The organism is Humibacter antri (assembly GCF_054777235.1).
The window spans coordinates 102,758-129,754 of record NZ_BAAHAW010000001.1 but is presented as its reverse complement, the minus strand read 5'-3'; the positions used below and the strand labels follow the sequence as shown (position 1 = coordinate 129,754).

Annotated in this window: 21 protein-coding genes; 11 read left to right on the top strand and 10 right to left on the bottom strand. The window is 67.9% G+C overall.

The annotated features are described in order from the left end of the window. The first annotated feature begins 11 nt into the window (after nucleotides 1-11). Both ddaH and rocD read left to right on the top strand, forming a co-directional pair. Nucleotides 12-803 (top strand): dimethylargininase, encoded by a 792-nt coding sequence (ddaH, locus tag ACYVDK_RS00535; RefSeq protein ID WP_460516483.1) that lies wholly within the window; start codon nucleotides 12-14, stop codon nucleotides 801-803. Continuing rightward, nucleotides 776-2,185, top strand: coding sequence for an aspartate aminotransferase family protein (gene rocD / locus ACYVDK_RS00530; protein ID WP_460516392.1), 1,410 nt, complete (start codon nucleotides 776-778; stop codon nucleotides 2,183-2,185). The genes ddaH and rocD overlap by 28 nt, the downstream gene beginning before the upstream one ends. A gap of 190 nt (nucleotides 2,186-2,375) precedes the next feature. On the opposite strand, the gene ACYVDK_RS00525 is transcribed toward rocD, so the two are convergent. Continuing rightward, entirely contained in the window at nucleotides 2,376-3,455 is a 1,080-nt protein-coding gene (locus ACYVDK_RS00525) for a DNA glycosylase AlkZ-like family protein (protein ID WP_460516389.1), read from the bottom strand. Nucleotides 3,456-3,650: 195 nt separating this feature from the next. Here ACYVDK_RS00525 and ACYVDK_RS00520 point away from each other — a divergent pair, with 195 nt between their 5' ends. Beyond that, entirely contained in the window at nucleotides 3,651-5,927 is a 2,277-nt protein-coding gene (locus tag ACYVDK_RS00520; protein WP_460516386.1) for a glycoside hydrolase family 3 C-terminal domain-containing protein, read from the top strand. Nucleotides 5,928-6,092: 165 nt separating this feature from the next. Here the strand turns inward: ACYVDK_RS00520 and ACYVDK_RS00515 are convergent, their stop codons facing one another. Continuing rightward, the gene (locus tag ACYVDK_RS00515; protein WP_460516383.1) at nucleotides 6,093-7,007 is read right to left on the bottom strand and encodes a hypothetical protein; all 915 of its coding nucleotides are present in this window, start codon (nucleotides 7,005-7,007) and stop codon (nucleotides 6,093-6,095) included. A gap of 153 nt (nucleotides 7,008-7,160) precedes the next feature. After that, nucleotides 7,161-8,192, bottom strand: coding sequence for a DUF308 domain-containing protein (locus tag ACYVDK_RS00510; RefSeq protein WP_460516380.1), 1,032 nt, complete (start codon nucleotides 8,190-8,192; stop codon nucleotides 7,161-7,163). Between the two features lie 151 nt (nucleotides 8,193-8,343). Between ACYVDK_RS00510 and ACYVDK_RS00505 the strand changes: the two genes are divergently transcribed. Next, on the top strand, nucleotides 8,344-9,645 hold the full coding sequence (locus tag ACYVDK_RS00505; protein WP_460516377.1) for a UDP-glucose dehydrogenase family protein: 1,302 nt from the start codon (nucleotides 8,344-8,346) through the stop codon (nucleotides 9,643-9,645). A gap of 400 nt (nucleotides 9,646-10,045) precedes the next feature. Then, nucleotides 10,046-11,008 carry an acetylxylan esterase gene (locus ACYVDK_RS00500; RefSeq protein WP_460516374.1) on the top strand — a complete coding sequence of 321 codons (963 nt, stop codon included), beginning with the start codon at nucleotides 10,046-10,048 and terminating at the stop codon, nucleotides 11,006-11,008. 82 nt (nucleotides 11,009-11,090) lie between these two features. On the opposite strand, the gene ACYVDK_RS00495 is transcribed toward ACYVDK_RS00500, so the two are convergent. Genes ACYVDK_RS00495 through ACYVDK_RS00485 form a run of 3 tightly spaced genes read right to left on the bottom strand, consistent with a single transcriptional unit; the run spans nucleotide 11,091 to nucleotide 13,028 of the window. Continuing rightward, nucleotides 11,091-11,705 (bottom strand): COG4315 family predicted lipoprotein, encoded by a 615-nt coding sequence (locus ACYVDK_RS00495; RefSeq protein ID WP_460516371.1) that lies wholly within the window; start codon nucleotides 11,703-11,705, stop codon nucleotides 11,091-11,093. A gap of 19 nt (nucleotides 11,706-11,724) precedes the next feature. After that, nucleotides 11,725-12,525: an anti-sigma factor family protein gene (locus tag ACYVDK_RS00490; RefSeq protein ID WP_460516368.1), complete on the bottom strand. Its 801-nt coding sequence runs from the start codon at nucleotides 12,523-12,525 to the stop codon at nucleotides 11,725-11,727. Further along, nucleotides 12,522-13,028, bottom strand: a complete 507-nt coding sequence (locus ACYVDK_RS00485) for a sigma-70 family RNA polymerase sigma factor (RefSeq protein ID WP_460516365.1) — start codon at nucleotides 13,026-13,028, stop codon at nucleotides 12,522-12,524. Before ACYVDK_RS00485 ends, ACYVDK_RS00490 begins: the two co-directional genes overlap by 4 nt. A gap of 271 nt (nucleotides 13,029-13,299) precedes the next feature. Between ACYVDK_RS00485 and ACYVDK_RS00480 the strand changes: the two genes are divergently transcribed. Further along, complete coding sequence (locus ACYVDK_RS00480; RefSeq protein WP_460516363.1) at nucleotides 13,300-13,791, top strand: hypothetical protein; 492 nt, start codon at nucleotides 13,300-13,302, stop codon at nucleotides 13,789-13,791. Between the two features lie 77 nt (nucleotides 13,792-13,868). After that, on the top strand, nucleotides 13,869-14,855 hold the full coding sequence (locus ACYVDK_RS00475) for a transglutaminase-like domain-containing protein (RefSeq protein ID WP_460516360.1): 987 nt from the start codon (nucleotides 13,869-13,871) through the stop codon (nucleotides 14,853-14,855). 65 nt (nucleotides 14,856-14,920) lie between these two features. Here the strand turns inward: ACYVDK_RS00475 and ACYVDK_RS00470 are convergent, their stop codons facing one another. Further along, complete coding sequence (locus ACYVDK_RS00470) at nucleotides 14,921-16,255, bottom strand: alpha-hydroxy acid oxidase (protein WP_460516357.1); 1,335 nt, start codon at nucleotides 16,253-16,255, stop codon at nucleotides 14,921-14,923. A 97-nt stretch (nucleotides 16,256-16,352) separates the two neighbouring features. Continuing rightward, nucleotides 16,353-17,267, bottom strand: coding sequence for a FadR/GntR family transcriptional regulator (locus tag ACYVDK_RS00465; protein ID WP_460516354.1), 915 nt, complete (start codon nucleotides 17,265-17,267; stop codon nucleotides 16,353-16,355). A gap of 125 nt (nucleotides 17,268-17,392) precedes the next feature. Here ACYVDK_RS00465 and ACYVDK_RS00460 point away from each other — a divergent pair, with 125 nt between their 5' ends. Then, the gene (locus tag ACYVDK_RS00460; RefSeq protein ID WP_460516351.1) at nucleotides 17,393-18,355 is read left to right on the top strand and encodes an aldo/keto reductase; all 963 of its coding nucleotides are present in this window, start codon (nucleotides 17,393-17,395) and stop codon (nucleotides 18,353-18,355) included. Between the two features lie 193 nt (nucleotides 18,356-18,548). On the opposite strand, the gene ACYVDK_RS00455 is transcribed toward ACYVDK_RS00460, so the two are convergent. Beyond that, a complete protein-coding gene (locus ACYVDK_RS00455; protein WP_460516348.1) occupies nucleotides 18,549-21,590 on the bottom strand; it encodes a right-handed parallel beta-helix repeat-containing protein in 3,042 nt (1,013 codons plus the stop codon). Between the two features lie 152 nt (nucleotides 21,591-21,742). Then, nucleotides 21,743-22,672: a 2-hydroxyacid dehydrogenase gene (locus tag ACYVDK_RS00450; RefSeq protein ID WP_460516345.1), complete on the bottom strand. Its 930-nt coding sequence runs from the start codon at nucleotides 22,670-22,672 to the stop codon at nucleotides 21,743-21,745. A 531-nt stretch (nucleotides 22,673-23,203) separates the two neighbouring features. Between ACYVDK_RS00450 and ACYVDK_RS00445 the strand changes: the two genes are divergently transcribed. From ACYVDK_RS00445 to ACYVDK_RS00435, 3 genes are all read left to right on the top strand, one after another. Next, nucleotides 23,204-24,601, top strand: a complete 1,398-nt coding sequence (locus ACYVDK_RS00445) for a right-handed parallel beta-helix repeat-containing protein (protein ID WP_460516342.1) — start codon at nucleotides 23,204-23,206, stop codon at nucleotides 24,599-24,601. Nucleotides 24,602-24,639: 38 nt separating this feature from the next. Next, nucleotides 24,640-25,326 (top strand): YesL family protein, encoded by a 687-nt coding sequence (locus tag ACYVDK_RS00440; RefSeq protein WP_460516339.1) that lies wholly within the window; start codon nucleotides 24,640-24,642, stop codon nucleotides 25,324-25,326. A gap of 81 nt (nucleotides 25,327-25,407) precedes the next feature. Further along, nucleotides 25,408-26,958 (top strand): extracellular solute-binding protein, encoded by a 1,551-nt coding sequence (locus ACYVDK_RS00435; protein ID WP_460516336.1) that lies wholly within the window; start codon nucleotides 25,408-25,410, stop codon nucleotides 26,956-26,958. The last annotated feature ends 39 nt before the right edge of the window (nucleotides 26,959-26,997 follow it).

Genomic DNA, 26,997 nt, shown 5'->3' with positions numbered 1-26,997 from the left:
GTACTTACCTGATGTGCCGCCCGGAGCATTTCACGGTGAGCTACCGCATCAACCCGTGGATGCATCCGCAGGAGCCGACCGACACGCAGAACGCGCTCGACCAGTGGACGACGCTCTACGAGACGTTCGTGCGCCTCGGCCACGAGGTGCACCTGATCGACCCGATCCCCGGTCTTCCCGACATGGTCTACACGGCCAACGGCGGATTCATCATCGACGGCGTCGCGTACGGTGCGCTGTTCACGTATCCGCAGCGGGCGCCGGAGGGGCCGGCGTTCATGGAATGGTTCGGCGACCACGGGTTCAGCGTCGTGGAGCCGAAGCAGGTGAACGAGGGCGAGGGCGACATTCTGCTGGTGGGCACGCGCATCCTCGCCGGCACAGGTTTCCGCAGCAGCGTCGAGAGCCACGGCGAACTGCACGAGGTGTATGACCGTGAGGTCGTCACGCTGAACCTCGTCGACCCGCGCTTCTACCACCTCGACACGGCGATCTCGGTGCTCGATCCGCTGAAAGACGACGAGAACGCGAACATCGCCTATGTGCCGGCCGCGTTCGACGAGCCCAGCCGCCGCAAGCTCGAACGGCTCTATCCCGACGCGATCATCGTGAGCGAGGAGGATGCCGGCATCCTCGGGCTGAATTCCATCTCGGACGGCTACAACGTCGTGATCGCCCAGCGCGCGGTCGGCTTCGAGAAGCAGCTGCGCGAACGCGGCTACAACCCGATCGGCGTCGACCTGTCCGAGCTTCTCCGTGGAGGAGGTGGCGTCAAATGCTGCACCCTGGAACTCCGTCGCTGAGGCGAAATTCGCCGGTTGAGCCCGTCGAAACCGGGCACCGTACAGACCCGGTTTCGACAAGCTCAACCGGCGGGAAATCCGCCGCCGACATCCTTCGCCTGGAAGACGAGCACGCAGCGCACAACTACGCCCCGCTTCCGGTCGTGATCGCCTCGGGCGACGGCGCATGGGTGACGGATGTCGACGGCAACCGTTACCTCGACTGTCTCGCCGCATACTCCGCCGTGAACTTCGGGCACACCAACCCGCGGCTCGTCGCGGCGGCGAAGGAGCAGCTCGACCGCATCTCGCTGACCAGTCGCGCGTTCCACCACGACCTGCTCGGACCGTTCGTGACCGAGCTCGCCGCACTCGCCGGCAAAGACCTCGTGCTGCCGATGAACACCGGCGCCGAAGCGGTCGAGACCGGCATCAAAGTCGCACGGGCCTGGGGCTATCGGGTGAAGGGCGTCGGAGCGGACGCCGCGAACATCGTCGTCTTCCACGGCAACTTCCACGGGCGCACGACCACCATCGTCGGCTTCAGTGACGATCCGGATGCCCGTGACGGCTTCGGTCCCTTCACGCCGGGCTTCCGTTCGGTTCCGTACGGCGATGCTGCTGCTGTCGCCGGTGCGATCGACGAGAACACAGTCGCCGTGCTGGTGGAGCCGATCCAGGGCGAGGCGGGTGTGATCGTGCCGCCCGACGACTTCCTGCCGGAACTGCGGCGGATCTGCACCGAGAACCAGGTGCTGCTGGTCGCCGACGAGGTGCAGTCCGGGCTCGGCCGGGTGGGCGAGACATTCGCGAGCGACCTGTGGGGCGTCGTGCCCGACGTCTACCTTCTGGGCAAGGCGCTCGGCGGCGGCATCATGCCGCTGTCCGCCGTAGTGGCGGATCGCGATGTGCTCGGAGTCATCCGTCCCGGCGAGCACGGCTCGACCTTCGGCGGCAACCCGCTCGCCTGCGCGATCGGCCTCGAGGTGATCCGCATGCTCGCCACCGGCGACCCGCAGCGCCGCGCCCGCGAACTGGGCGAAAGGATGCGCAGCCGGCTCGACGCTCTCATCGGGCACGGCGTCACCGCAGTGCGCGGGGCGGGGCTGTGGGCGGGCGTCGACGTGGACCCATCGATCGGCACCGGACGCGAACTGGCGGAGCCGATGCTGCGCCGCGGCATCCTCGTCAAGGACACGCACGGCGCGACGATCCGGTTCGCCCCGCCCATCGTCGTCGAGCCCGCCGACCTGGACTGGGCGATGGACGAGTTCGCCGCCGCGCTCGCCGCCGCCCCTCCCGCCGCCGCTGCGCCTCCCGTCACCCCGGCGCCTCCCGTCACCGCGGCGCCTCCCGCCGCCGTCGCCCCTCCCGCCGTCACTGCGGCACCTCCCGCTGGTTGAGCCTGTCGAAACCCGCTCAGGCACAGGTTTCGCTCCCTATCGCTCCTCCCGCTGTTTGAGCTTGTCGAAACTCGCTCAGGCACTGGTTTCGCTCCCTATCACCCCTCCACACGCCGCCAGCGGCGCGGAGCCTCCGGCGATGGGGCCCAAGCGCAACCAGCGGGGGAGGAGCGGGGCGGGGGAGATCCGCTCAGAACTCCGCGACGCGCACGCCCAGCCACTCGCCGAGGTCGGCGATCTCGGCGCGCACCATCTCGTCCTCTTCCGGCTCGAACGGGATGAGCTCGTGCACGGCGTTCACCCGCAGCACCTCCTGCGCGCGATCGACTTCGGTGTCGAGCATGCCCATGAAGACGTCGCCGATCAGGATCGGATGCGCGAAGAACCCGTACTTGCGCTGTGGCTTCGGCTTGAATTGCTCGAGCACGTAGTCGAAGTCGAAGATCTCCCGCAGACGCGGTCGGTCGAACAGCATCCCGTCGTACGGGCTCAGGAACGCGACCCGGCCGTCGACGTCGTCGTTCAGGGTCGTCAGTGACTCCGGGTCCACCCGCCACGTGCCGCGCAGCCCCTCGATCGTGGCAGGCTCGCCCGCCTCACCGACCGGGGTCCACCGCGACTTCTGCTTCGCGATGCCCGCGGCCTGCAGGTGGCGTTCGTCGAGCATCCGGGCCGCCTCCGCGTCGCCGTACTCCGGGAGGTTCTGCGGGTAGACGCGTTCGGCGAGATCCCAGATGCGGTGCCTGCCCCGCCTGCCGACGATGGCCACCTCACCCTGCCGAGCGAGGAAGTCGAGCATGTGCGGCACCTGGTTCGGCCCGTACCATCCGCTGTCGGTGTCGCGGGTGACGGCGGCGGTGTCGGGGATGTCGCCGGCCGGCAGCGGGCCCTCCGCGCGGAGCCGGGCGAGCACATCCGCTCGGAACTTCGCGTTGGCCTGAAGCCACTGCCTGCTGCTCTCGCGTCTCGGCCAGCCGCGCATCGACGGCAGCATGAGCGGCAGTAGGCTCACCGGCCGGAAGCTCCCGTCGAACTCGAACAGCGCCCGGTCCATCTCGGCCGCCTTCGTGAGCTGGGCGGATTCGTACGACCATCCGATGCGCGACCACAGGATGGTGTGCTGTGCGGGCGAGATCGTCGCAGTGGGGTCGATCTTTATCGCGCCGAGCTGTTCGGCGACCTCGACGACGTCGCCCGGCCGCTGAGCATCCAGCAGCTGCGCGCGCACCGCGATGCGTCGCGCCTCACCGCGCGTCAGGTGGTGGGTCACGCGCTCGACCGTACTCCGCGCATCCGACTCCGGCCCGCTCCCCGCCCACCGTCGGTTGAGTAGCCGGCGAAGCCGGCGTATCGAAACAACCGAACCGCGGAGGCCCAGGTTTCGATACGCGGCCTTGCGGCCGATACCAGCGGGGAGCGGCTTCTGCGGTCGCGGCGCACCGAGGCCCCGGAGAGAATGGATGCCATGGCCAACGACGTCGACGCCCTCATCTCCCAGCTCACTCTCGAAGAGAAGGCGGCGCTCGTCACGGGCGACGGGTTCTGGCATACCCGAGCCATCGAGCGGCTGGGCATCCCGTCGATCACGCTCAGCGACGGCCCGCACGGTGTGCGCCGCCAGCCGCCGGAGCAGGAGAACGGCATCGGCGGGAGCCTTCCTGCGACCTGTTTCCCGCCGGCTGTCGGTCTGGCGTCGACGTGGGATGCCGAACTCGTCGAGCGTGTCGGCGAGGCGCTCGGCGAGGAGTCCAATGCGCTCGACGTGCAGGTGCTGCTCGGTCCGGGCATCAACATCAAGCGCTCGCCGCTGTGCGGGCGCAACTTCGAGTACTTCTCGGAGGACCCGCTGATCGCAGGCTCGCTGGGCGCGGCGCTGATCCGCGGCATCCAGTCGAAGGGTGTCGGAACATCCCTCAAGCACTATGCAGCGAACAGCCAAGAGACCGACCGCTTCCGCGTCAGCGCCGACATGGACGAGCGCACCGCGCGTGAGATCTACCTCGCCGGGTTCGAACGGGCCGTGAAGGATGCCTCCCCCGCCACGGTCATGGCCGCCTACAACAAGCTGGGCGGCGTGTATGCGACGGAGCACCGCTGGCTGCTCACCGACGTGCTGCGCGACGAGTGGGGGTTCGATCGTCTCGTGGTCTCCGACTGGGGCGCGGTGAACGACCGGGACGCCGCCGTGGCGGCAGGGCTCGACCTGGAGATGCCCGAGTCGGAGGCGGGGCCGGCCGCGATCGTGGCCGCCGTGCGCGGCGGATCGCTGGATGAGGCATCCCTCGACGCGGCCGTACGGAACGTGCTGAAGCTCGTGTTCGACCACGCACACCTGAAGGCGGATGCCGGCAGCAAGCCGGCCGTGTCCGACGACCTGGTCGAGGCGCACCACGCGCTGGCTCGGGAGACGGCATCGCGCGCGGCCGTGCTGCTGAAGAACGACGGAGGCATCCTGCCGCTTGCGCCTGATGCGGCCGTCGCGGTCATCGGCGAGTTCGCGCGCAACCCGCGGTATCAGGGCGCCGGCAGCTCGCAGATCGAGCCGACGCGTCTCGACGACGCGCTCACCGAGATCCGTCGCATCGCAGGCTCCGGCGTGCCGTTCGCACCCGGATTCACGCTCGACGGGAGCGGGGATGCCGGTGAGCTCGTGCGCGAAGCGGCGGCCGTGGCATCCTCCGCCGAGGTCGCAGTGGTGTTCCTGGGCCTGCCGTCGGCGGCCGAGTCGGAGGGCTACGACCGGCGGAACATCGACCTGCCCGCCGACCAGGTCGCGCTGCTCGCCGCGGTCGCGCAGGCGAACCCGAACGTGGTCGTGGTGCTCTCGAACGGCTCAGCGGTGCGCGTCTCGAACTGGCAGGGCGGGGCCCGTGCGGTGCTCGAGGGATGGCTGCTCGGGCAGGCTGGGGGCGGCGCGATCGCGGACGTCCTGTTCGGTGTCGCGAACCCGTCGGGGCGGCTCACGGAGACGATCCCCGAGAAGCTCGAAGACAACTCGGCGTTCCTCGCATTTCCCGGACGCGACGGGCACCTCGAGTACGGCGACGGCGTCTTCGTCGGCTACCGCTGGTACGACGCCCGCGAACTGCCGGTCAGCTACCCGTTCGGGCACGGGCTCTCGTACACGAGCTTCGAGTACTCAGGACTCTCGATGAGCGTCGAGGGCACGGATACCGACCTGTCCGTTCACGTGTCCGTCACCGTGACGAACACCGGTGCGGTCGCCGGTCGCGAGGTCGTGCAGCTCTACGTGTCGGCGCCGAGCGCTCAGGTGCGCCGGCCGCTGAACGAGCTGCGGGGATTCCACGCCGTGCCGCTCGAGCCGGGCGAGAGCCGTGAGGTGTCGTTCACGCTCGGGTACCGCGACTTCGCGTACTTCCACCCGGTGCTGAAGCGCTGGTACGTCGAGAACGGGCCGGCGGGGATCCTGGTCGGTGCGAGTTCGCGCGACATCCGTGAGCAGGGCAGCGTCGAGCTGCGCGTGAACGAGCCCGTGGTGCCGCTCGACCGGCAGTCGTCGCTTGCGGAGTGGATGCGGCATCCTGGCGGGCAGCAGGTGCTGGCCGGTCTCATGCAGCAGGCCGCCACCGAGAATCCCGCGGCGGCCGGCATGTTCCAGAACGAAGAGCTCATCGCGATGATGGGCTCGATGCCGCTGCGCCGCATCGGACGCTTCCCCGGCGTCGGCCTCACCGACGACGTGGTCGACGCGCTGATCGCCCAAGCCAACTCTGCAATCTGACTCCCTCCCTTCTCCCTTCTCTCTCTCCCTCTCTCTCTCTCTCTCTCTCTTTCTCGCTCCTCCCGTCCGCGGGTGTTTGAACTGCAGAAATGGTTCCAAAGCCGCCGCCTTGGAACCGTTTCTGCAGTCGAAATCGCACGCTCGTAGAGAATGCATGAGGAGACATCAGGAGGAGGCGGCAATGGCCTTGCGGATCGCGCGAACCAGCGCGGCCGGGGCGTTGATGTCGTCGTCCGTCACACGGAAGACGCGCCAGCCGGCCTCCTCGAGAAGCCTGACGCGGCGCAGGTCGTCGCGCCAGCGACGCTTGCTGGAGCGGTGCTCGTCACCTTCGTATTCGATGGCGATCTTCGATGCCGGGTATGACAGATCCGGATGCAGCACCACGCCGCCTGCGACAGTTGCAGGGTGCGCGACGACCGGCTCGGGCAGGCCGTGCTCGACCAGGAGTAGTCGCAGCAATGATTCCCTGCGCGAGTCGACCGGCGTGCGGAGCCGGGGCAGCGCCCAGCGGATGGCCGTTGCGCCGGGCGTGCGGCCGTAACGGGATGCTGCATCCGCAAGGTCGCCGGGCGTGCACAAGGGTGTGGTGCGAATCCCGGACCACAGCCGTTGGCCGGAGATGAGGAAGTCGCCGGCCGCGACGAGGTCTTCACGGGAAAGCAACGAGGAAATGTGGCACCAGGTGTCGGCCGCTGTGGTCACCGGCAGCCGATTCCGGCGGCGAACGATAAGAGGCCGGAACTCGTGCCCGACGGCGCCTCTGGCCCGCGGTTTGCTGCCTTTCGTGGTGCCGACGTGCACATGCAGCGAGTGCTCGAGATCGAGGGGAAGCGGTATGCCCCACAACAGCGCGGCAGTCGTATGACAGTAGAACTGGCCGGGTCTCAGGCGTGGCTCGTACGCCCGCGCGAGGGCGATCGGGTCGTCGAGCGCCATGCCCACGCTGCGGATGCCATGGAACGGCGCATCGACATCGGCGGCACGCAGCCGACCGCGGCCGAGCCCGCCAGTGTCGGGCCCGGACGTGCGGAAGGACGACCCCCGCAGCTGCTGCGGCATCGGGATACGTGCAGGCATCCCAGGAGTGTGCTCGTCACCGGGTGCAGCCCGCTCGTTCTGTCCACAGACCCCGAGCATCTGAACTGCAGCAACGGTTCCAAAACAGGGCGCTTGGAACCACTTCTGCGGTTCAAACGGAATGCTTCCTGGTGAGTGGCGCGTGTGGACGCGTCAGCGGGCCAGAACGCCGAGTTGCGCCAGGAACCAGATCGAGACGGCGGTGCCGACCGCGAGGGCTGCTCCGCCCGCGATGATGCCGGTGAGGGAGAAGGCGCGCGGTCGGCCGCCGAGGTAGCCGACGATGCCGAACCCGATGGCGACGAACGCAGGGATCCAGGCCGCGAAACTGAGGCCCGGGATGACCGCGAACACGGCGGCCACGATCCCGACGATCATCGCGATCAAGCCGAACCTCGCCCGAGGGTTGTTCTCCGGTTGCGGCTGTGCTCCCGCGCTCAGAGCCCAGCGGATGGTGGCCGCGTCTGCCGAGTCCGTGTGCGGTGCGTCGGAATGCGAGGCGGCATCAGTGGTGGTGCGTGCGGGGTCGAACTGCGGCTGCTCGGGAGGCGCAGAAGCATCCGGCGTGCTCGGAGCTGCAGGAGGCGCGTACTGCGGCGCGGAGTATCCGGTCGCATAGGTGGGGGGAACGTCGGAGCGGGGAGCGTAGGCGGGGCGAGCGTAGGCGGGCGGAACCTCGGCGGGGCGAGCGTAGGCGGGCGGAACGTCGGCGAGGGGAGCGTAGGCGGGGGGAACGTCGGCGAGGGGAGCGTATGCGGAGGGAACCTCGGCGGAGGGAACGTGGTCGGGCGGAAGGTCGACGGAGGGAACGTAGGCGGGGGGAGTGTAGGCCGGTGGGCCGAAGGGGTTCGGGCCCGGAGCGGACGTCGGCACGTACGAGAGCCCGGTGTGCTGCTGATCCCCGTATGGCACCGTCGGATACGACTGCTCGAGTAGCGGCTGAACGGTGCCGACGGAGCTGTCGGGTGCCGCGACGAGAGGCGCGGCGTCCCGGGTTGCCGCAGGACCGACCGGGCGCATGATCGTGGAGTCCTCGACGCCGTCGGATGTCACCGGCGTCCCCTGCTGCGGAGCGACACGACGGGCCGCGCGAGAGATACCGGTCCACTCCGCGCCGGACCAGTAGAGCTCCTCCGCGTCGTTCCACGGATTCGGATACCAACCCGCTGGAATCGCTGCAGCCATGCGTCGAATCCTAATGGGGCGGGAAATCGAAAGACACGCGGAACTCCTCTGTCCGAATGGCTTCGCGTGGCAAATGCCGACGGCGTGTCTCCGACTGACCGCACGCCACTGCGGGGGCATCCGCTCATGGCCGCGCGGTACGTTCGACTCCATGAGAATCTCGGTGACCGGATGCGGCTACCTCGGCGCCGTGCACGCGGCCGCGATGGCCCAGCTCGGGCACGACGTGGTCGGAATCGACATCGACGAGGCGAAGATCGCCGGGCTCTCCCTCGGGCAGCCGCCGTTCTTCGAACCGGACCTGTCGGACCTGCTGACGGAGTCGATCGCATCCGGCCGGCTGCGGTTCACGACCGACGCGAGCCAGGCATCCGACGCCACCGTGCACTTCATCGCGGTCGGCACACCCCAGATGCGCGACGGCAACGCGGCCGACCTGCGCTTCGTCGACTCCGCGGTGGATGCCCTGCTCCCGCACCTGGCGCCCGGACACGTCGTCGTCGGCAAGAGCACCGTTCCGGTGGGCACGTCCGCGGCGCTCGTCGAGCGCATCCGCGCGACAGGTGCGCGGCTGCTGTGGAACCCCGAGTTCCTGCGCGAAGGCTACGCGGTGCGCGACACCGTCGATCCCGACCGGCTGGTGTACGGCGTGGAGGCGGGGGACGAGGCATCCGTCGCCGTGCTCGACACGGTGTACGCGCACGCGCTGGAGCACGGCACGCCTCGCATGGTCACCGACTTCGCGACCGCCGAACTGGTCAAGGTCGCGGCGAACGCGTACCTCGCCACGAAGATCTCGTTCATCAACGCGATGGCCGAGATCGCCGAGGCCACCGGCGCCGACGTGACGCAGCTGGCGGATGCCCTCGGGTACGACGACCGCATCGGTCGGCGGTTCCTGAACGCGGGCGTCGGTTTCGGCGGCGGATGCCTGCCCAAAGACATCCGCGCGTTCACGGCCCGCGCAGACGAGCTGGGCCGTAGTGATGCGCTGGCGTTCCTCAAGGAGGTCGACGCGATCAACCTGCGCAGGCGCCGCCGCGTGGTCGACCTTGCGACCGCGGAGCTGGGCGGGTCGGTCGTGGGACGCAAGGTCGCTGTGCTCGGCGTCACTTTCAAGCCGCACTCCGACGACGTGCGCGACTCCCCGGCGCTCGACGTCGCCGTCGCACTGAAGGGGCTGGGCGCAGACGTGGTGGCGGCCGACCCGAGGGGGGTGGCGAATGCCAGGGCGAGGCATCCGCAGCTCGAGTATGCGGAAGACACGACGGATGCCCTGCGCGGCGCCGACCTCGTCATCCTCGTCACGGAGTGGCCGGAGTACACCGGGCTCGACCCGATCGCCACACGCGACCTCGTGGCGCGCCCGATCGTGATCGACGGGCGCAACGCTCTCGACCGCGACGCCTGGACGGCTGCCGGCTGGCGCTACCGCGGCATGGGCCGCAGCTGAGCGGCTCCCTTACCGTCGGTTGAGCCTGTCGAAACCCGGCGGCTTGGTTTCGACGAGCTCAATAGGAACCGTTACCGTCGGTTGAGCCTGTCGAAACCCGGCAGCTTCGTTTCGACGAGCTCAGTAGGCATCCTTACCGTCGGTTGAGCCTGTCGAAACCCGGCAGCTTCGTTTCGACGAGTTCAATAGGAACCGTTACCGTCGGTTGAGCCTGTCGGAACCCGTCGGCTTGGTTTCGACGAGTTCAATAGGAACCGTTACCGTCGGTTGAGCCTGTCGAAACCCGTCGGCTTGGTTTCGACGAGCTCAACCGGCGGGGCAATAGCCGCTCAACCGGCGGGGCATTTCCCGGGGCTTGGTTTCGACGAGCTCAACCGGCGGAGCAATAGTCTGGTGGGCGATGTTCACCGACCTCCCCGAGCACGAACTGCGCACGTACACCAGCGAACAGCGCGAACCGCACGACTTCGACGCGTTCTGGACCGAGACGCTCGACGACGCCCGCTCGTTTCCGTTGGATGTCGTGCTGACACCCGTCGACACCGGGCTCACCTCCATCGACCTCTACGACGTCACGTTCAACGGCTTCCACGGGCAGCCGATCAAGGCGTGGCTGCGGGTGCCGGCCGGGGCGTCCGGACCCTTGCCGACCATCGTGCAGTACCAGGGCTACGGCGGCGGTCGCGGGCACGCTCTGGAGAACCTGCTGTGGGCATCCGCCGGCTTCGCGCACTTCTTCATGGACACCCGCGGTCAGGGATCCAGCTGGGGGCTCGGTGACACGTTCGATCCCGACGGCAGCGGCCCGTCCGTTCCCGGCGTCATGACCCGCGGCATCGAGAGCCCGTACACCTACTACTACCGCCGGCTCTTCACCGATGCGGTGCGCGCCGTCGAGGCGGCACGCTCGCTACAGGTCGTCGACTCGGATCGGGTCGTCGTCGCCGGTACCAGTCAGGGCGGCGGCATCACGCTCGCAGTGGCCGGGCTGGTGCCCGACGTCGTGGCGGCGTTCCCGCGGGTTCCGTTCCTGTGCGACTTTCCGCGGGCATCCGTCATCACCGACAACCTGCCCTACAAGGAGATCGGCAACTACCTCGCGGTGCACCGCGAGCGAGTCGCCGCGGTGCACTCCGTGCTCGGGTACTTCGACGGTGTGAACTTCGCCAAGCGTGCGAAGGCTCCCGCCTGGTTCTCGACCGCGCTCATGGATGCCGTGTGCCCGCCCTCGACGGTGTTCGGGGCGTTCAACGCGTACGCCGGGGCATCCAAGGAGATCGTCGTCTGGCCGTACAACGGCCACGAGGGCGGCCAGCTCGAAGACGAGCAGCGCATGCTCGCCACGCTTCGCGCGTTGTTCTGAGTCAGTGATCGCGGCTGCGCCGCTGGGCTGACTCCATCGGCTGAGGAAAAGCGAGCAAGCTCGCTTGTCCTCACCTCAGTCGTCAGTAACCACTGCTCTTGCTGCTCCCGGTGATCTTGTCGCCGGACGGCGACACCGCCCACCAAATGCCCTGCACGCCCTGTCCGGTGACGTCGCCCTTGGCGCGGTCGCCCGAATAGGTGTACAGCGGCGATCCGTTCAGTGTGACCTGGTGCTTGCCGTTCGCGGCCACGATGGTGCCGAGCTTGCCGGTGACACCGCTCGCTGAGGGTGACGCCGAACCGGTCGTGACGGGAGGCCACAGGCCGAGACAGGCTCCCGTGCAGGAGCTCTTGCCGGAGCCCGCCGTGTCGTTGTCGAAGACGTAGACGGTGAGACCCTTGCCGTCGACGACCACGGTGCCGAGCGCCGTGCTCGCCGTGCTCAGATCGTTCGAGGTCGCCGCGTTCCCCGCCTGCGCGGTGGAGGGCGGAGCGGATGCGCTGTGCGACGATCCGGCCGAGTAGCCGGCCGGGGAGCCGCCGGAGGCGCACCCGGCGAGAGCGAAGACGGCGATCGCCGCCGCGGCGAGAGCCGGTGCGATTGTTCTGCGCACGATGAATCCTTCCGTGGATGCCGACGACGCCGAATGAGCGCCGCCCGCCGAGACCACGTGCTCGGCCGCCGCGTGGTTCATCTGAAGCTCCGCAAGAACCTCAGGTGCCCGGATGCACCGGAGCGGCCAGCAGCACGGCTCCCGTATCGAGGGCGCGCAGCTCGATGCGCTCGATGTTCGACACCGGGATCGCGGTCGAATCGGTCGTGCGCACGACATCCCCAGGCCCCGCCGACCAGGTCGCGACCCGGTCGGTCGTGCCGTCACGCGCGACGACCCAGAGCCCGTAGTCCCAATGCGTGGCACTGCCGGAGCCGGGCGACCAGCTCGAGTCCGCTTTCCACGTGCAGACCATGCCGATCGACGTGCCCCACTTCTTCGGGGTGAGCGTGACCTGCGCCGCGAGCGGACTGGTGGATCCGGATGCGCTCCCCACCTGGTGCAGGCTCGTCGCGACGGATGCCGCCGGCGGCGCGCTCACCACGGCGGGCACTACCAGGGCGACCGCAGCTGCCACCGCGGCCGCACCCGCGATCGCGCCGGCCAGCGACCAGCGCCGCACCCGCCTGCGGTGCCGTACCCGGTGCAGGAGCGCCGGCACGAGGTCGGGAGGAGCGAGATCCGGGGCGGCCATGTCGCGCATCGGAGCAGACTCGGCGGCATCCGGCGGCGAATGCAACAACAGGGCCACGGCCTCGTTCGTCGGGAGTGCACCGAGGAGTCCCGGCACTCCCGCCAGCTCGCGCACTGCGGCCGAGCAGGCGGGACAACTCGCCAGGTGCTCCTCGTACGCCCGTCGATCGGCGGGGGAGAGCGCGCCGAGCACGTAGGCGGCATCCCACTCCGCGAACCGCGCGTGATCGGCGTGATAGGCGCGGTCGGACACCTCGTGGTCGTTCATCGGGTCACCCCCATCTCCTGCAGGGCGAGCCGCAGCGCTCGCAGCCCGTAGTGCATGCGCGACTTCACCGTTCCTTCCGGAATGCTCAGCTGCAGGGCTATCTCCGCCGTGGAGCGTCCGCCGTAGTACGCGTGCACGATCACGGCACGATGCTCCTGCGACGACGACGCGAGCGCGTCCGCGATCAGCCACGCATCGAGCCTGGCGTCCGTGTCGTCGGGTGCCGGGGCATCCGGAAGCACGTCCGTCGTCACCTCGTGCGTGTGCCGCGCGCTCCGCACGCCGTCGATCACGAGGTTGCGCGCCACCGTGAACAGCCACGCCCGAGCGGATGTCTCGCTCTGGTCGAGCACACTCTGCTTGCGCCAGGCGCGCAGCAGCGTCTCCTGCACGATGTCGTCCGCCTGCGCGGTATCACCGGTGAGCGAGACGACGTAGCGCCAGAGGGCAGGCGCGTGCTCGTCGTGCAGAGCACGAAGCAGTGCGGCGTCGTCCGCGCCCATGTCGCCTCCGTCGTCCACCGCTCATTCTGCGCTCGCGTGCGCGCGGCGAGGTGGCTCACAAGAGACACGAGGTGCGCACCCGTGCGGTTCAACGAGTTCCGCATACTGAGGGTGCTGACCACAACCGACCGCCGAGACGGCGGTCGGCGGTGGGCCCCCATCGCCGGTTCCGGCGCGCAGCTTGCGGCGTGACGGCCGTGCGATAGGGAGCCTCCGCTCCTAGCTCCAGCGCGCAGCTGAACCATCGGAGCGTGCACTACGTTTCACGGCTATGGACTCGTACACGTTCCTGGGCCTGCCGCTGCACATCCTGCTCGTGCACGCGGTCGTGGTGCTCACGCCGCTGACCGCGCTCGCCGTGCTGCTGCACGCGCTGTGGCCGGCCGCGGCACGGAGGCTCGGGATCGTCACGCCGCTTGCCGCCCTGGTCGTGCTCGTGCTCACGCCGATCACCGTCAACGCGGGTCTGGCGCTCGAGGCCGTCACCGGCGTCACGCCGGCGATCCAGAAGCACGCGGATCTCGGCAACACCCTGCTCGGATGGGTCATCCCACTGTTCATCGTCGCTTTCATCGAGTGGTTGTGGACGAGATTCGGCGAACGGATGCTCGCAGGCCGCATGACCGGCACGGCGCTCGTGGGCATCCGCATCTTGATCGGCATCGCGGCCATCGTCGTCGCGGTGGGATCGGTGGTCGACGTGGTGCTCATCGGCGATGCCGGCGCCCGCGCCGTCTGGGGCCCGCTCCTGCAGAACCGGTAGCCACACGGCCTTGACCCTCACACGGTGTGAGGGTGCACAACGGAAGAAGACATCGTCCCTTCCGCAGAAAGGCCGTTATGAACCAGACAGCGACACAGCTCGCTCTCGACTACGTGCGGCACACCGCGACCAGCGACCCGGGCGTGCTGCGCGACTGGCTCGCGGATGCCCCGCGCACGGTCGCAGACATCCGTCGCCTCACGAGCACCCTGATCTTCCACTACCGAGCCGCGGGCGATCCGACCTGGCTGGGATTCGCAGTCGAGCGCATGGCCGAGATCGACCTGCGGTACGCCGAAAGCATCCTGCTGCGGCTCGACGAGCTGCAGTCCGGCCCCATCACGGCCGAGCGCGACGACCACGCCCGCGTACTCGGATGCTGTCGCGACTTCACGCTGCTGTTCGTGGCACTCGCGCGGGAGGCGGGCATCCCGGCGCGCATGCGCATCGGCTTCGGCGGCTACCTGATGCGCGGGTGGTGGCTCGACCACGTGATCGCCGAAGTCTGGGACAGGCAGCGCGGCCGCTGGATGCTCGTCGAACCCCAGATGCCCGAGGGATACACCGACCAAGAGGGCGGCGTCGCCTTCGACCTGTGCGACATGCCCAGAACGCGATTCCTGGTCGGCGCAGACGCTTGGCGCACAGCCCGCTCGGCCGTCGTCGACCACGAGCGATTCGTCGTCGATCCCGGTCTTCCGCAGGCCTTCCTGCGCTCGTGGCCGTACCTGCTGCACAACCTCGTGCTCGACCTTGCCGCGGTGAACGGCGACGAGCCGCTGCTCTGGGATGCCTGGGGTCCGCTCGCGGCGCTCACCGGCGTCGACGTGATGACGCTCGCCGTGGGCCAGGAGGCCGGGGAGTTCACGATCGCACAGTTCGATCGGTTCGATGAGTTGGCGGCCGCGCTCGCCGCGGCGACCGTGCCGGACCTCGCCCCGGAGGAGTCGGCTGAGCGGGCGGATGCCGTGTATCGCGCGAGCGGGCTCGCGATGCCGAGCTCAGTGCTCACCCTGTCACCGCTCGGCGGGCCCCCGCGCATCACGGAGCTGCGGCGGCGGTGAGCCCACGGACCGGCGTCAGAACCGTGGTGAAGCGACCGGACAACGCGCACGGTCGCTTCACACGGTCACTTCGTGTCGGCCGTCCGCTTCGTCGTCGAGGCAGCCCGTGCGCGCGACGCGGCGGCACGCGGACGCGAGGGTGAGGCATCCGCTGCCGCTGCCGCCGCGCGGGGCACGGGTGCGAACCGCGTGAGCTGGGTCACATGCGATGGCTTCAACTCGTCGAGGCTGGAGACGCCGAGCAGCCGCATGGTGCGCACCAGCTGCGTGCGGAGAATGTCGATGGTCTTGTCGACGCCCTCGCGTCCGCCCGCCATCAGCCCGTACAGGTACGCGCGGCCGATCAGCGTGAACTTCGCGCCGAGCGCGATGGATGCCACGATGTCGGCACCGTTCATGATGCCGGTGTCGACCATCACGGTGGCGTCCTTGCCGACCTCGCGCACGACATCCGGAAGCAGCCAGAACGGCACCGGCGCCCGGTCGAGCTGGCGGCCGCCGTGGTTGGAGAGCACGATGCCGTCGACGCCGAGGTCGATCAGGCGTTTCGAGTCCTCGACGTTCTGCACGCCTTTGATCACGATCTTGCCCGGCCACATTCCGCGAATCGTCGCGAGGTCGTCGTAGCTGATCGTCGGATCCATCGCGGCATCGAGCAGGTCGCCGACGGTGCCGCCGGTCGACGACAGCGACGCGAACTCGAGCGGCGGCGTGGTGAGGAAGTCGATCCACCACCACGGCCGCGGGATGGCGTTCACGATCGTGCGCAGCGTCAGCGCAGGCGGAATGGAGAACCCGTTGCGCTTGTCGCGCAGCCGGGCGCCCGCGATGGGCGTGTCCACCGTGAACATGAGAGTGTCGAAGCTGGCGGCGGCGGCGCGGTGCACGAGCCCGTACGAGATCTCCCGATCGCGCATCACATACAGCTGGAACCAGTTGCGCCCTGTGCGGTTGGCCGCCTTGACATCTTCGATCGATGTCGTGCCGAGCGTCGACAGCGTGAACGGGATGCCTGCAGCCCCGGCCGCAGAGGCCCCCGCGATCTCGCCCTCGGTCTGCATCAACCGTGTGAATCCGGTGGGTGCGATGCCGAACGGCAGCGCCGACGGGCCGCCGAGAATCTGGCAGGTGGTGTCGACATCCACAGCAGGGCGCAGGATGCCAGGGTGCAGTTCCACGTCTTCGAACGCCTGCCGCGCCCTCGCCAGGCTGATCTCGCCCTCCGCCGACCCGTCGGTGTAGTCGAACGCGGCCTTCGGCGTGCGGCGCTGCGCGATGCGGCGAAGGTCGTAGGTCGTCAGGGCCGAGTCGAGTCGCCGCTTCTTCGCGTTGAGCTCCGGCTTCTTGAACTGCATGAGGGCGGCGAGCTCTCGCACCTGCGGCAGCTGTCTTTGCACCATGGTCTCGTTCTCCTCCGGTGTCGATGTCGTCCGCGTCGAGAAGTCAGAAATTGTCGCGATCATTCTCGCTTGGTCGCATTTTCTGACATCTCGCGGGCTAGTAGGTGGTGGTGGGCGGCTGCGGGGTGGTGGGCGACGGGGTGGGGTGCGCGGCCGGCCGCGTGGTGGGCGACCTCGTGGGCGTGATCCGGGACTCCGCGTAGTACCCGGCGACGTGAGCGTGCACGCGACGCGCGGCATCCGTCGCGTCTCCGTCGCGGATCGCCTGCATGATGCCCCGGTGTTCGGAGCGCAGCCGAGCGGATGTCGCCCACCACGAAGGCAGATTGGGCACCGCCTGCAACACGTAGCCCTCGATCGAATCGCGCAGACCTGCCATGGTGGCGCTGAGCACCGCGTTTCCGGATGCCTCAGCCAGCGCTACATGGAACCGCGCGTCGAGCGCGAGGAACTCTGCGGGCTCGAGGTCGGGCACGTCCATGGCGTCGAGCAGAGCGGATGCCCGCTGCAGGTTCACCGCACCGTTCGCGGCTCGCGCCTGCGCCTGCGCGAGGTGCGCTGCGATCGCCGGCTCGACCACGAGTCGCGCCTCGACCACGTCGGCCACCGGGAACCCCTGCGCGGCGACGTGCAGGCGCATGACAGCGCTCATGCCGCCGTCGGGCGAGGCGACGATGATGGCACCGGCGTTCGGTCCACTCCCGGTCGCGGTGCGCACGAGACCGAGCACCTCCAGCACGCGGATCGCCTCGCGCACCGACGAACGTGCGACGCCGACATGCGCCGCGAGCTGGCGCTCTGGTGGGAGATGGTCGCCCGGCCGGAGTTCGCCGCTGAGCAGTCGGGACTCGATGTGCTCGAGAGCGACGCGCCACGCGCGCGACGCGGGGGGCGCGGCTTCCGGAACGGCGGCGCCCGGAACGGCGGCGCCCGCAACGGCCGCGCCCGGCGCGGTGGCGCCGGCATCCGGCTCGCGTAGCGCCGCCATGAGCACCTCCTGTGGTCTGACCACAGAATTGTAGCACTGTGGTCGGACCACACTGAGGCCACGATGACGGAGCATGACGGCTCGGAATGCATTCGACGGAACCGCGTTGCATCGTAGAGAACCAGCCCGCACGCCACGAAGGAGATTCCATGTCTGCACCGCGCTCCCGCATCGGCTCATCCGACCTCGAGGTCTACCCGCTGTCACTCGGCGGCAACGTCTTCGGGTGGACCTCCGACGACGATGGGTCCTTCGCCGTGCTGGATGCGTACGCGGCCGCCGGGGGGAACTTCATCGACACCGCCGATGGCTACTCGCACTGGGTGCCAGGCAACCATGGCGGAGAGAGCGAGCGCGCGCTCGGCCGCTGGCTCGCACGGCGACCCGACCGCGACACCTTCGTGATCGCCACGAAGGTGAGCTCGCATCCTGACTTCAAGGGGCTCGCCCCCAGCAACATCAAGGCCGCGGCGGATGCCTCGCTCGGCCGCCTGCAGGTCGACCACCTCGATCTCTACTACGCGCACTTCGACGACCCGACCATTCCGCTCGCCGACACGGTCGGCGCGCTCTCCGAGCTGGTGGATGCCGGCAAGGTGCGGGCGATCGCCATCTCCAACTACACGCCGGAGCGCATCGACGAGTGGTTCGAGGTGACCGAGCGCGACGGGCTGCACCGGGCGGTCGCGCTGCAGCCGCATTACAACCTGGTCGAGCGCGAATTCGAGACCGAGCTTCGCGAACGGGCGGAGCGCTTCGGGCTCGGCGTGGTGCCGTACTTCGCGCTCGCGAGCGGATTCCTCACCGGTAAGTATCGCGACGGCATCGACGTCGACAGCGCACGGGCGGCCGGCGCGGTGAAGTACCTCGACGACCGCGGACGCCGCGTGCTCGCCACGCTCGATGACGTGGCGGCGTCGCACGGAGCATCCGTCGCGGCCGTTGCACTCGCGTGGCTGCGCGAGCAGGCCACTGTCGTGGCGCCGATCGCCAGCGCCCGCACGATCGAGCAGCTGCCTGCGCTGCTCGAGTCGGTCACGCTGCAGCTGGCCGGCGACGAGCTCGCCGCGCTGAGCGAGGCCTCCTCGGTGGAGGACGCCGCAGCCGCGTAACGCGCGGCCTCGCGGCTCGCGCCGCCCCGACAGTTCAACCGTCGCAAAATGCGAACCAGCCCGGTCTGCACCCGCGATTTGCGACGGCTGAAGCGAGGGTTGGGCTAGGTGCGACGCTAGGTGCGGAGCACGACGTTCAGTGGCGGCTCAGCGCTATGTCGATGAGTGGGCGGGGCGTTCGCCGGCGCTGCGGCTACTCAATGCGTCGTCGGCGTCGTGCAATCAGCATCGTCGCCGCGCCGGCTGCGACGATGAGTGCTCCGCCGAGGAAGGGGCCCACGAGGTCGCTGCCTGTATCCGAGAGCCGACCGGCGGCGTTCTGTGTCGATGGCATTCCGGCGTTGTCGTTCGGCCCTGCACCTGAGATGCCGCCCGCCCCTTGACCACCTGTGCCGCCCGTGCCGCCCGGAGTCGTGCCCTCGCCGCCGGAACCGTCGCCTTCACTGCCTGACCCTGGCGGCACATCCGAGACCACAGTGGCGGTGGTGGTTGCCGTCAACCTCGGACCGAACATGCTCTGCATCGCCGTCACCGTGATCGGTCCGGCCGGCTGGTCGGACGGAATGGGAAGAGCGGCACGCACGGTGCCGTCGGCATCACTCACGGCCTCTGCGGTCGGCACCGAGCCTGCAACCGCCGCACCAGCGCGCTTCACGGTGCTGGTGCTCGTGCTCGTGATCGTCACGAGCTCATCGGGCCGGAACCCGGCAAGAAGCAGGCCGAGGCTGCGGCCGGCGTCGACGGAGGCCGGGCGGCGCTGTGCGATCGTCGGATCGATGGCGGGTTCGACTGCTGCGGGAACGTGCGTCGCGCCGTCATCGATCGGCGTTGCGATAGTGATGTCATCCACCAGGAACGTGCTCGGCACGGTCACGCTGCTCGGAATCTGCACCCGCAACGACGTAGGCACTCGCCCACCGGTCGTCGAGCCGGTGCCGAGCAGGGCGCCGTCGATGTACACGTCATAGTCGGTCGCCCGTACCACGATCGCGACGTCATACCAGGTGTTCGCGACGTACTTATCGGTGGTGTTGATGAATGTGTTGCCATTTGTGAAGGCCCAGACACCGAGGTCCGCCATCGATACCCGCGCGACCGGCTGCTGCGATGCATCCAGAACCTGCAGGCCGATGGCACCACCGGTCTGAGCCGCCCTCACACGCATCTCCACTCTGGCGGTGGGTTGCACAGCTCCGAAGTCCCACCGAACGACGTTCGTTGCCCCGGCGATCCTCTGGATCGAGAGCGCACGGCCACCGTCAGCAGCTACAACGCCTGCACTGCCGGGACTACTGGCGTACCAACCCGAGGGCAAAGTTCCGATCGCCACGTTGGAGAAGTCCTCTCCGTATCGCTGGGTCCATCCCGACGGTACGGTGACGTTCACCGTCGTGGATTCCCCGCCCAGCGACAGCGCGACGGCGTAGGTTCCCGGCGTGATGGTGTCGGGAATCGCCACCGGCACTGTCACGTGTCGGGTTTCTCCGGCAGCGACCACTGGCGACACCGGGGATCCGACCAGGGAGAAGTCCGGCGACATCGTCGCAGTCACCGCGGACCCCGCGAATGCGTCGAGGCACGGGTTCGTGACGGCCAGGTCGATCGACGCCGTTCCTGCTTGCACGGTAGCGGCGGGCGCGCTCAGTTGCAGTACGCATCCGTTGGCTTCGGATCGCTCGAGCCCTTTGCCCTGATACGCGCCCATGTTGGGCGGCGCAGAGGTCGGCATCGGTGAGCCGAAGTAGTCGACGGGAATCGCGGTGGCGACTCCCGCGCCGAGTGCGGCGCTGTCTGGCCCGAGGCGGTAATCGGCGGGATCGTCACCGCCGGGTGCGAAGAGATCCGGCTCGCCTGTCAGCGTGCGTGTCGCTCCGGACGGCGGGCTGAAGCCCGACATGAGGTTGTCGTGGATGGTCAGCCCATCGCTCGGCTTGACGAACGTGAGCTTTCCGGTTCCGGTGGCGACGAAGATGTTGTTGAAGATCTCGACGTCCGGGCTCACCCCGGAGTCATCCCAGACGTTCGCCGATGTGTGATCGGTGTAGATCGTGTTGTTGAAGAACTTGCCGTTGTAGATCGGTCCGCCGCAGCCGTGCTGAATGACGCGAGTCGAGTCGTTGACGGAGATGTTGCCGTACACGAGAAAGTCGTGAGTACCGCCCGCGTCGGGACAGGTGAGCATGAAGCCGCCGTCGTTGTCGTGGCTGAAGTTGTATCGCACGGTGACATCGCTGGTGGCGTGGTCGATGTCGAACGCCTGCGAGTCGAGCGTGCCGGTGCCGCCAGTCACCGTGTTGTACTGCATGAGCACGTCGGTCGAGTTCGCCGTCCAGATGCCCGCATCGTACGAGCCCGCACGGCGGTTGAACCCGTCGAGAAGATTGTGCTCGACCGTGGCGCCCTGCGAGCCGGTGATGACCAGGCCGTCGCCGCCGATGCTGGAAAGGTGGTTGCCGGCCACGAGCACGTCGGTGTCGGGGAACCATGGCGCGGTGCAGAGGTCTGCCCAGCGGCTGAGTTGTGGTCGTCTGCACCAGTTCGACCAGAAGTAGATGCCTTGGCGATCGACGTCGTCGATGCGGTTGTTGACGATGGTGAGGCCACTGAAGGCCGTCGGAGTCTTGCTTCCCTCGGCGTCCACGATGATGCCGCCGGAGGCGTCTGGTCCTTTGCCCTTGAAGCTGGAGAGGTTGCCCGGGTCGGCCACCGCAGGCAACTGGCCGCGTACGTCGTGGATGTACAGCGCCTCCAGGCGGAGCCCCGCGAGCGTGCCACCGTCGTCGCCGTAGACGTACACACCGCGTCGCGGCGTCAGGTTGTCGCCCGGCGCGACGAGTTCGAGCTTCGTGAGCTTCAGGTAGGCGTTGTTTTTCAGGAGGACCGCATTCGTGGCGCCGTTCGCATCGATGACGGCACGTTGCCTGGAGTCGCCGTAGTCGCCGATGGTGATCGGAGCCGCCGGAGTTCCCTTCCCCTGCGGGGCGAGCTCTCCGTCACAGGTCGTGCCGCGACGAAACAGCACGGACTCGCCAGGGGAAAGTTCGAGCGAATCGACCGCGTCGATGCTGTTGAGGGGGTGGCCTTGCGATCCGTCCCCTCCTGGCGATGCAGCGCAGTCAACATAGACGGTCGGCGCTGTGGGCGGTGCAGCGGATGCGGCCGGCGTTGCGGCGAGGGCGAATCCTGCGACCAGGCCGGCGACGATGCCGGTCCGGACAATTGTTATCGCGAACACGACCGGAATCTAGCAGGCCTGTGTCGTGTGTGTAAACAAGGAGACGGAGAGTGGGAGGAGGGACACCTGTCCTTCAGTCACGAGATGGTAGCGATGCCATTGCGTGCGTTCACAAGGCTTTCGCGCTCGCGGTCTCGAAGATGACGGTCCGCCTACGTGCGGAGCACGACGTTCAGTGGCGGCTCGCCAGCCAGCATCCGCTCGATCTGGCGGCGCAACAACCGGGCCATGCGCGGCATCATCGCGGTCGAGGCGCCGCCCACGTGCGGCGAGATGAGCACATTGGGCAGCGCGAAGAGCGGATGCCCGTGCGGCAGCGGCTCCGGGTCGGTCACGTCGAGCGCGAACCGAAGCCGGCCGGCCGTCGCGTGCTTGAGCACGGCATCCGTGTCGGCCACCGCGCCGCGCGCGACGTTCACGACGAGGGCGCCATCGGGGAGTGCGGAGAGGAACGCGTCGTCGACGAGGTGGCTGGTGGCGTCCGTCAGCGGGGTTCCGATCACGACGATGTCGGCGTTCGGCAGCAACGTGGCCAGCTCGTCGATGCCGTGGATGTGTACCTCCCCCTCGTCGCGAGCGCGGGATGCGACGCGCGTGACCTCGACCTCGAATCCGGCCAGCCGAGCCTCGACGGCCTTGCCGACGCCGCCGTATCCCACGATGAGTACTCGGCGATCGGCGAGGCTCGCCAGCCGCTCGGGCGCCCACTCACCGCGTTCGGCGGCGCGAACGAATCCGGGTATGCCGCGCTGCACGGCGAGCATGAGCGCGAGAGCCAGCTCCGCAGTGGATGCCTCGTGCACGCTCGCCGCATTCGCGAACACGAGGCCGGCGGGCAGCACGGACTCCACGCCGTCGTATCCGATCGACTGGCTCTGCACGAGTTCGGCGTGCACGCCCTCGAGCGCGGCGAGCACGGCGATGCCACCCATGTACGGCGGCACGACGATGTCGAAGCGGTCGCGAGGCGGCGGCGACTTCATGTCCCACTGCACGAACTCGACGTCCTGCGGCAAAGGCCCGGGCAGCGCTTCGTAGGTGTTCAACAGGGTGGATCCGGGAACGCTGACGACGATGCTCACGCCTTCGACCCTAGGCGCTGGGTGCGGGTGGATGCCGGTGGCAGCGACCGCGGACCCGCACAGGACACCACGGTCCGGGCGCCGTCACTAAGGTCAGCGCGGCGACACTACAACTTCGCCGTCGACACTACGGACTTTGACCGTAGTCATGACGCCGCGTTCGTAGTGTCGGGCTCGGGCTCGGGCTCGGGCTCGGGCTCGCGTACGCGGCAAGCGTCGCGAACGTGCAGCGTCGCGAACGTGAAGAGGACCATCTGGATCGATTCATCGAATCGGTCGTTGACCGGAGAATTCCTGGATTGGTCTGCCCCTGAAGGGGGACTTGTTGCGAAACAGGGCTTGACCTTGCAGGGGGGCATCGCTATATATTGAAACCATTCAATCTCGGGAAAGCGTTTTCCGGCGTATGTCGGCGTGATCGGAATCCTGATCTAACCGGTGCACGCGGGGCGATTCGGCGTGCGCGCAGACGGTCTGCGACACGGTCGATTCGTCCGCGCAGCGGATAACGCGATGAGCAAGGAGGCTCAGGTGGCAGCACGTAGTTCCATCCCAGAAACAGAACTTTCCAACGACTTCCGTGGTGACTCGGCCGCTCCGAAGGGCCCCAATCCGGACGCCCACGCCTCATGGTCGCGCCGCACGGCGCTCGCCGGCCTGGGCGGTGCAGCGGTGCTCGCCGGTGTGGCGCTCACCGGTACCGCGGCCAGCGCCGCCGAGCCGCACGGCCAGCGGACCGGCGACGTGACCTCGAAGGACCTGGGCGTCGTCAGCGTGCGCGACTTCGGCGCGCGCGGTGACGGCAAGACTGACGACTCGGAGGCGTTCCAGTCCGCACTCGACGCGGTCGCGAAGACGGGATCCGTCGTGCTGGTCGTGCCGCCTGGAACCTACCCGATCTCGGCCACGCTGAATGCGACAGGTCCGGTGCGCGTCGTCGGCCTCGGCGGTTGGTCGAGCAGCGAGCTCGTGTTCGCGGACGCCGTGACCACCGGGATCAGCCTGAAGCAGGCATCCACGGCCAACGTGTATCCGGGCCCGGCGCTGCAGCTCATCGACCTGTCCTTCTCGTACGCCGGCACCGGCAGCATCGTCGTGCTCGACGAGAGCGCGCTGCACTCGCCGTTCCAAGACACGCTGATCTCCGGGTGCCGGTTCTTCCTCGGTGGGGATGGCACCGCGATCTCGAGCGTCAACCAGCGCTCGCTCATGGTCACCGAGTGCCAGTTCCTCGGGGCTCAGACCGGCAAGGGCACGGCGATCAGCCTGAACGACTCCGATAACACGACGATCCAGCAGAACGTCTTCTACCACCTGGGCTACTGCGTGTACGGCGTGCGCGGTGCGAACCGCACGTTCGACGCCGGGATCATCATCATGACCAACAGCATGTCGAGCTTCAACGAGGGCATCTATCTCGATGGCTGGGAGACGGTGCAGGCGATCGGCAACATGATCGATGGCTGCGCGACCAGTTGCATCCATATGATCGACGGCTACCACTCGATCATCTCGAACAACTACCTCGGAGTCACCGCGGGCAGCGGCCTTCTGCTGGAGACCAAGAGCCCGTACGGCGTGAAGTTCGAGGGCCAGGTGCAGTTCACGAGCAACTACTTCAATTGCTACAAGGTCGGCGGTCCGGCACCGATCCTGCTCGACGGGGTCAGCGCGCAGCGCCCGATCGACCAGGTGAACATCGTCGACAACATCGTCAACGGATACCCGCAGCCGGCCGTGCAGCTGAACAACACGCAGAACGTGCGCGTCAGCGGCAACACGTTCCGCGCCCAGACATCCGGGCTCGTCTCGATCATCGACCAGACCCCAGGCAAGAACTACATCTACGACAACATCATCGACGGCGACATCCAGGCCGACGGTGACATGTTGCGTGACAACTGGACCCTCGCGCCGTACCCGTCGTAAGCGCCGCACGAGACACAACGGATGCGAAGGAGCACGCAATGACGATCGGTCGCGCGGACGAGGCGGGCGCCTCGAGCAACCGCGGCGCGCCCGGACTGGCGCAGTTGGCCTACGCGGCTTGCGGTGCGGTCACCTGGATGGCCGCACTGAACCTGGCATGGTTCATCGGCACCATGCTCGGCGGCGTGGTTCTGGGTGCCGGGCCGGCGACGGCGGCCGCGTACACGCTCACGCGGCGCAGGATGCGCGGAGACGGCATCCGATTCGTGCGTGACTTCTGGGGGGTGTATCGGGCGCAGTGGCGCACAGCGAACCTGGTGTTAGCACCCGTCGTCGTGGTGGTGGCGTCGCTCGCCTTCAGCTGGACGTATGCGGTGGACTCGCACGCGCCGTGGCCGTTCGTCGCCGTGCTCGTCGCGGTCACGGTGCCCGTGATCACGGCGGGCGGAGTGCTCGGGCCGATGTACGCGCATTACGACTTGCCGCGGCGACGCTACCTTCTCACCGCGTTGCGCTTCGCCATCGCGATGCCGTGGGCGATCGTGCTGTTCGTCGGCCTCGCCGCGCTCGTGGCCCTCGTCACGGCGATCGTGCCTGCGCTGTTCTGGTTCGTCTCCGTCGGCGCCTGGATCTACTTCGACACCGCACTCTGTCTCACGCTGTTCGTCGCCAACGACGCCCGCCTGGAGCAGGACCGCCGCGTGGAGCAGGACCGGAGCGCATGAGAAGGCCGCGCGGCTGAACGAGTCGTCGGCTCACGACATCCATAACTCACCACATTGAACCGCAAGAAGGAGATTCCAACGATGAAATCAACACGGAGAAGGGCGGTGTTGGCCTCAGCCGCCGCTCTCTGCGCCACCACGCTGGCACTTACGGGCTGTTCGGCCTCCACGCCGAAGACGGCGGCGACGGCGGCCAAGCTGTCGACGCTGACGGTCATGGCTCCCTACCTGAGTACTCAGGCGCCAGCTTCCGACAACCCGGTGGGCGCGGCGCTCGACAAGGTGATCGGCACCAAGCTCGATGTGACATGGGTGCCGAACTCCTCGTACGGCGACAAGACGAACATCACGCTGGCGAGCAGCGACATCCCAGACGTGATGGTCATCCAGGGCAAGGACTCCGGGTTCGTCAACAACGCCGAGGCCGGCGCGTTCTGGGACCTCACGGACTACCTGAAGGACTACCCCAACCTGAAGACCAACGAGCCGCAGGTGCAGGAGGCGTCCAGCATCAACGGCAAGGTATACGGCGTCTTCAGGGCCCGTGACGTGATGCGCACCGCGGTGATGGTGCGCAAGGACTGGCTGAAGAAGCTGGGCCTGCCGATGCCCAAGACCACCGCCGACCTGCTCAAGGTGGCCAAGGCGTTCACCGATGACGACCCGGATGGCGACGGCAAGAAGGACACGTACGGCATCGCGATTCCGAAATGGCCAGGCGGGTTCGCCACGAACAGCCCGTACGACGCGATCGAGACCTGGTACGGCGCAGGCAATGACTGGTACGAGACCGGCGGCAAGCTCGAGCCGAGCTTCACGAACCCGAAGTGGATCGACGCGCTGAACTTCGAGAAGAAGCTCGTGCAGGGCGGATATGTGAACCCGGACTACGCCACGCTCGACTCCGTCGACTGGAACCAGCCGTTCCTGACAGGCAAGGCCGGCATCATCATCGACACGTACTCGCGTGCGCGTCAGATCGGTGGCCTTCTCGAGAAGCAGGATCCGAGCAGCTACCAGAACATGGTCGAAGTGACTGGGAACTTGACTGGGCCTGACGGCAAGTTGCTCAGTCTGCCTACGCCCGGGTATTCAGGCTTCCTCGCCATTCCGAAGTCATCCGTCAAGACGGTTCCGCAGCTCAGGGCGGTGCTGGCGGTGCTGAACAAGATGAACTCGAAGCAGGCCCAGATCATCATGAACAACGGCCTCGAAGGGCAGAACTTCACAGTGAAGGACGGCCACGCCGTGGCACTGACCACGACGGATGCGACCAACCTCACGACGATCGTCGCCAGCTACGCGCAGTTGGGCACGAACGTGACCGGCTCGAAGTTCTACCCGCCGGCGCAGGCGAACGCCTACGACCAGCAGATGTACGACAACGAGATCAAGACGATGAACTCGGATACGAAGAACGCGGTGTACAACCCTGCGGCGGCATTCGTCTCCAAAACGTACGCGCAGGAGGGCGCGACGCTCGACAACATCATCGTCGACGCGAGGCTCAAGTACATCTCGGGTCAAGACACCCTCGCCCAGCTCAAGGCCGCCATCCAGCAGTGGAAGTCGAGCGGCGGTTCGCAGGTGATCACCGAGACGAACGATCTCTACAAGAAGTCCAAGAAGTAGCCGGTCGGTGGCGGGCCGCGGATGACCGGGCCCGCCACT

Coding starts and splice junctions, on each gene's coding strand:
- ACYVDK_RS00515 (WP_460516383.1), bottom strand. CDS start 7,007: ATGCCTGCACGTATCCCGATGCCGCAGCAGCTGCGGGGGTCGTCCTTC.
- ACYVDK_RS00505 (WP_460516377.1), top strand. CDS start 8,344: ATGAGAATCTCGGTGACCGGATGCGGCTACCTCGGCGCCGTGCACGCG.
- ACYVDK_RS00490 (WP_460516368.1), bottom strand. CDS start 12,525: ATGAACGACCACGAGGTGTCCGACCGCGCCTATCACGCCGATCACGCG.
- ACYVDK_RS00485 (WP_460516365.1), bottom strand. CDS start 13,028: ATGGGCGCGGACGACGCCGCACTGCTTCGTGCTCTGCACGACGAGCAC.
- ACYVDK_RS00435 (WP_460516336.1), top strand. CDS start 25,408: ATGAAATCAACACGGAGAAGGGCGGTGTTGGCCTCAGCCGCCGCTCTC.
- ACYVDK_RS00470 (WP_460516357.1), bottom strand. CDS start 16,255: ATGGTGCAAAGACAGCTGCCGCAGGTGCGAGAGCTCGCCGCCCTCATG.
- ACYVDK_RS00440 (WP_460516339.1), top strand. CDS start 24,640: ATGACGATCGGTCGCGCGGACGAGGCGGGCGCCTCGAGCAACCGCGGC.
- ACYVDK_RS00500 (WP_460516374.1), top strand. CDS start 10,046: ATGTTCACCGACCTCCCCGAGCACGAACTGCGCACGTACACCAGCGAA.
- ACYVDK_RS00520 (WP_460516386.1), top strand. CDS start 3,651: ATGGCCAACGACGTCGACGCCCTCATCTCCCAGCTCACTCTCGAAGAG.
- ACYVDK_RS00510 (WP_460516380.1), bottom strand. CDS start 8,192: ATGGCTGCAGCGATTCCAGCGGGTTGGTATCCGAATCCGTGGAACGAC.
- rocD (WP_460516392.1), top strand. CDS start 776: ATGCTGCACCCTGGAACTCCGTCGCTGAGGCGAAATTCGCCGGTTGAG.
- ddaH (WP_460516483.1), top strand. CDS start 12: ATGTGCCGCCCGGAGCATTTCACGGTGAGCTACCGCATCAACCCGTGG.
- ACYVDK_RS00480 (WP_460516363.1), top strand. CDS start 13,300: ATGGACTCGTACACGTTCCTGGGCCTGCCGCTGCACATCCTGCTCGTG.
- ACYVDK_RS00475 (WP_460516360.1), top strand. CDS start 13,869: ATGAACCAGACAGCGACACAGCTCGCTCTCGACTACGTGCGGCACACC.
- ACYVDK_RS00495 (WP_460516371.1), bottom strand. CDS start 11,705: ATGAACCACGCGGCGGCCGAGCACGTGGTCTCGGCGGGCGGCGCTCAT.
- ACYVDK_RS00460 (WP_460516351.1), top strand. CDS start 17,393: ATGTCTGCACCGCGCTCCCGCATCGGCTCATCCGACCTCGAGGTCTAC.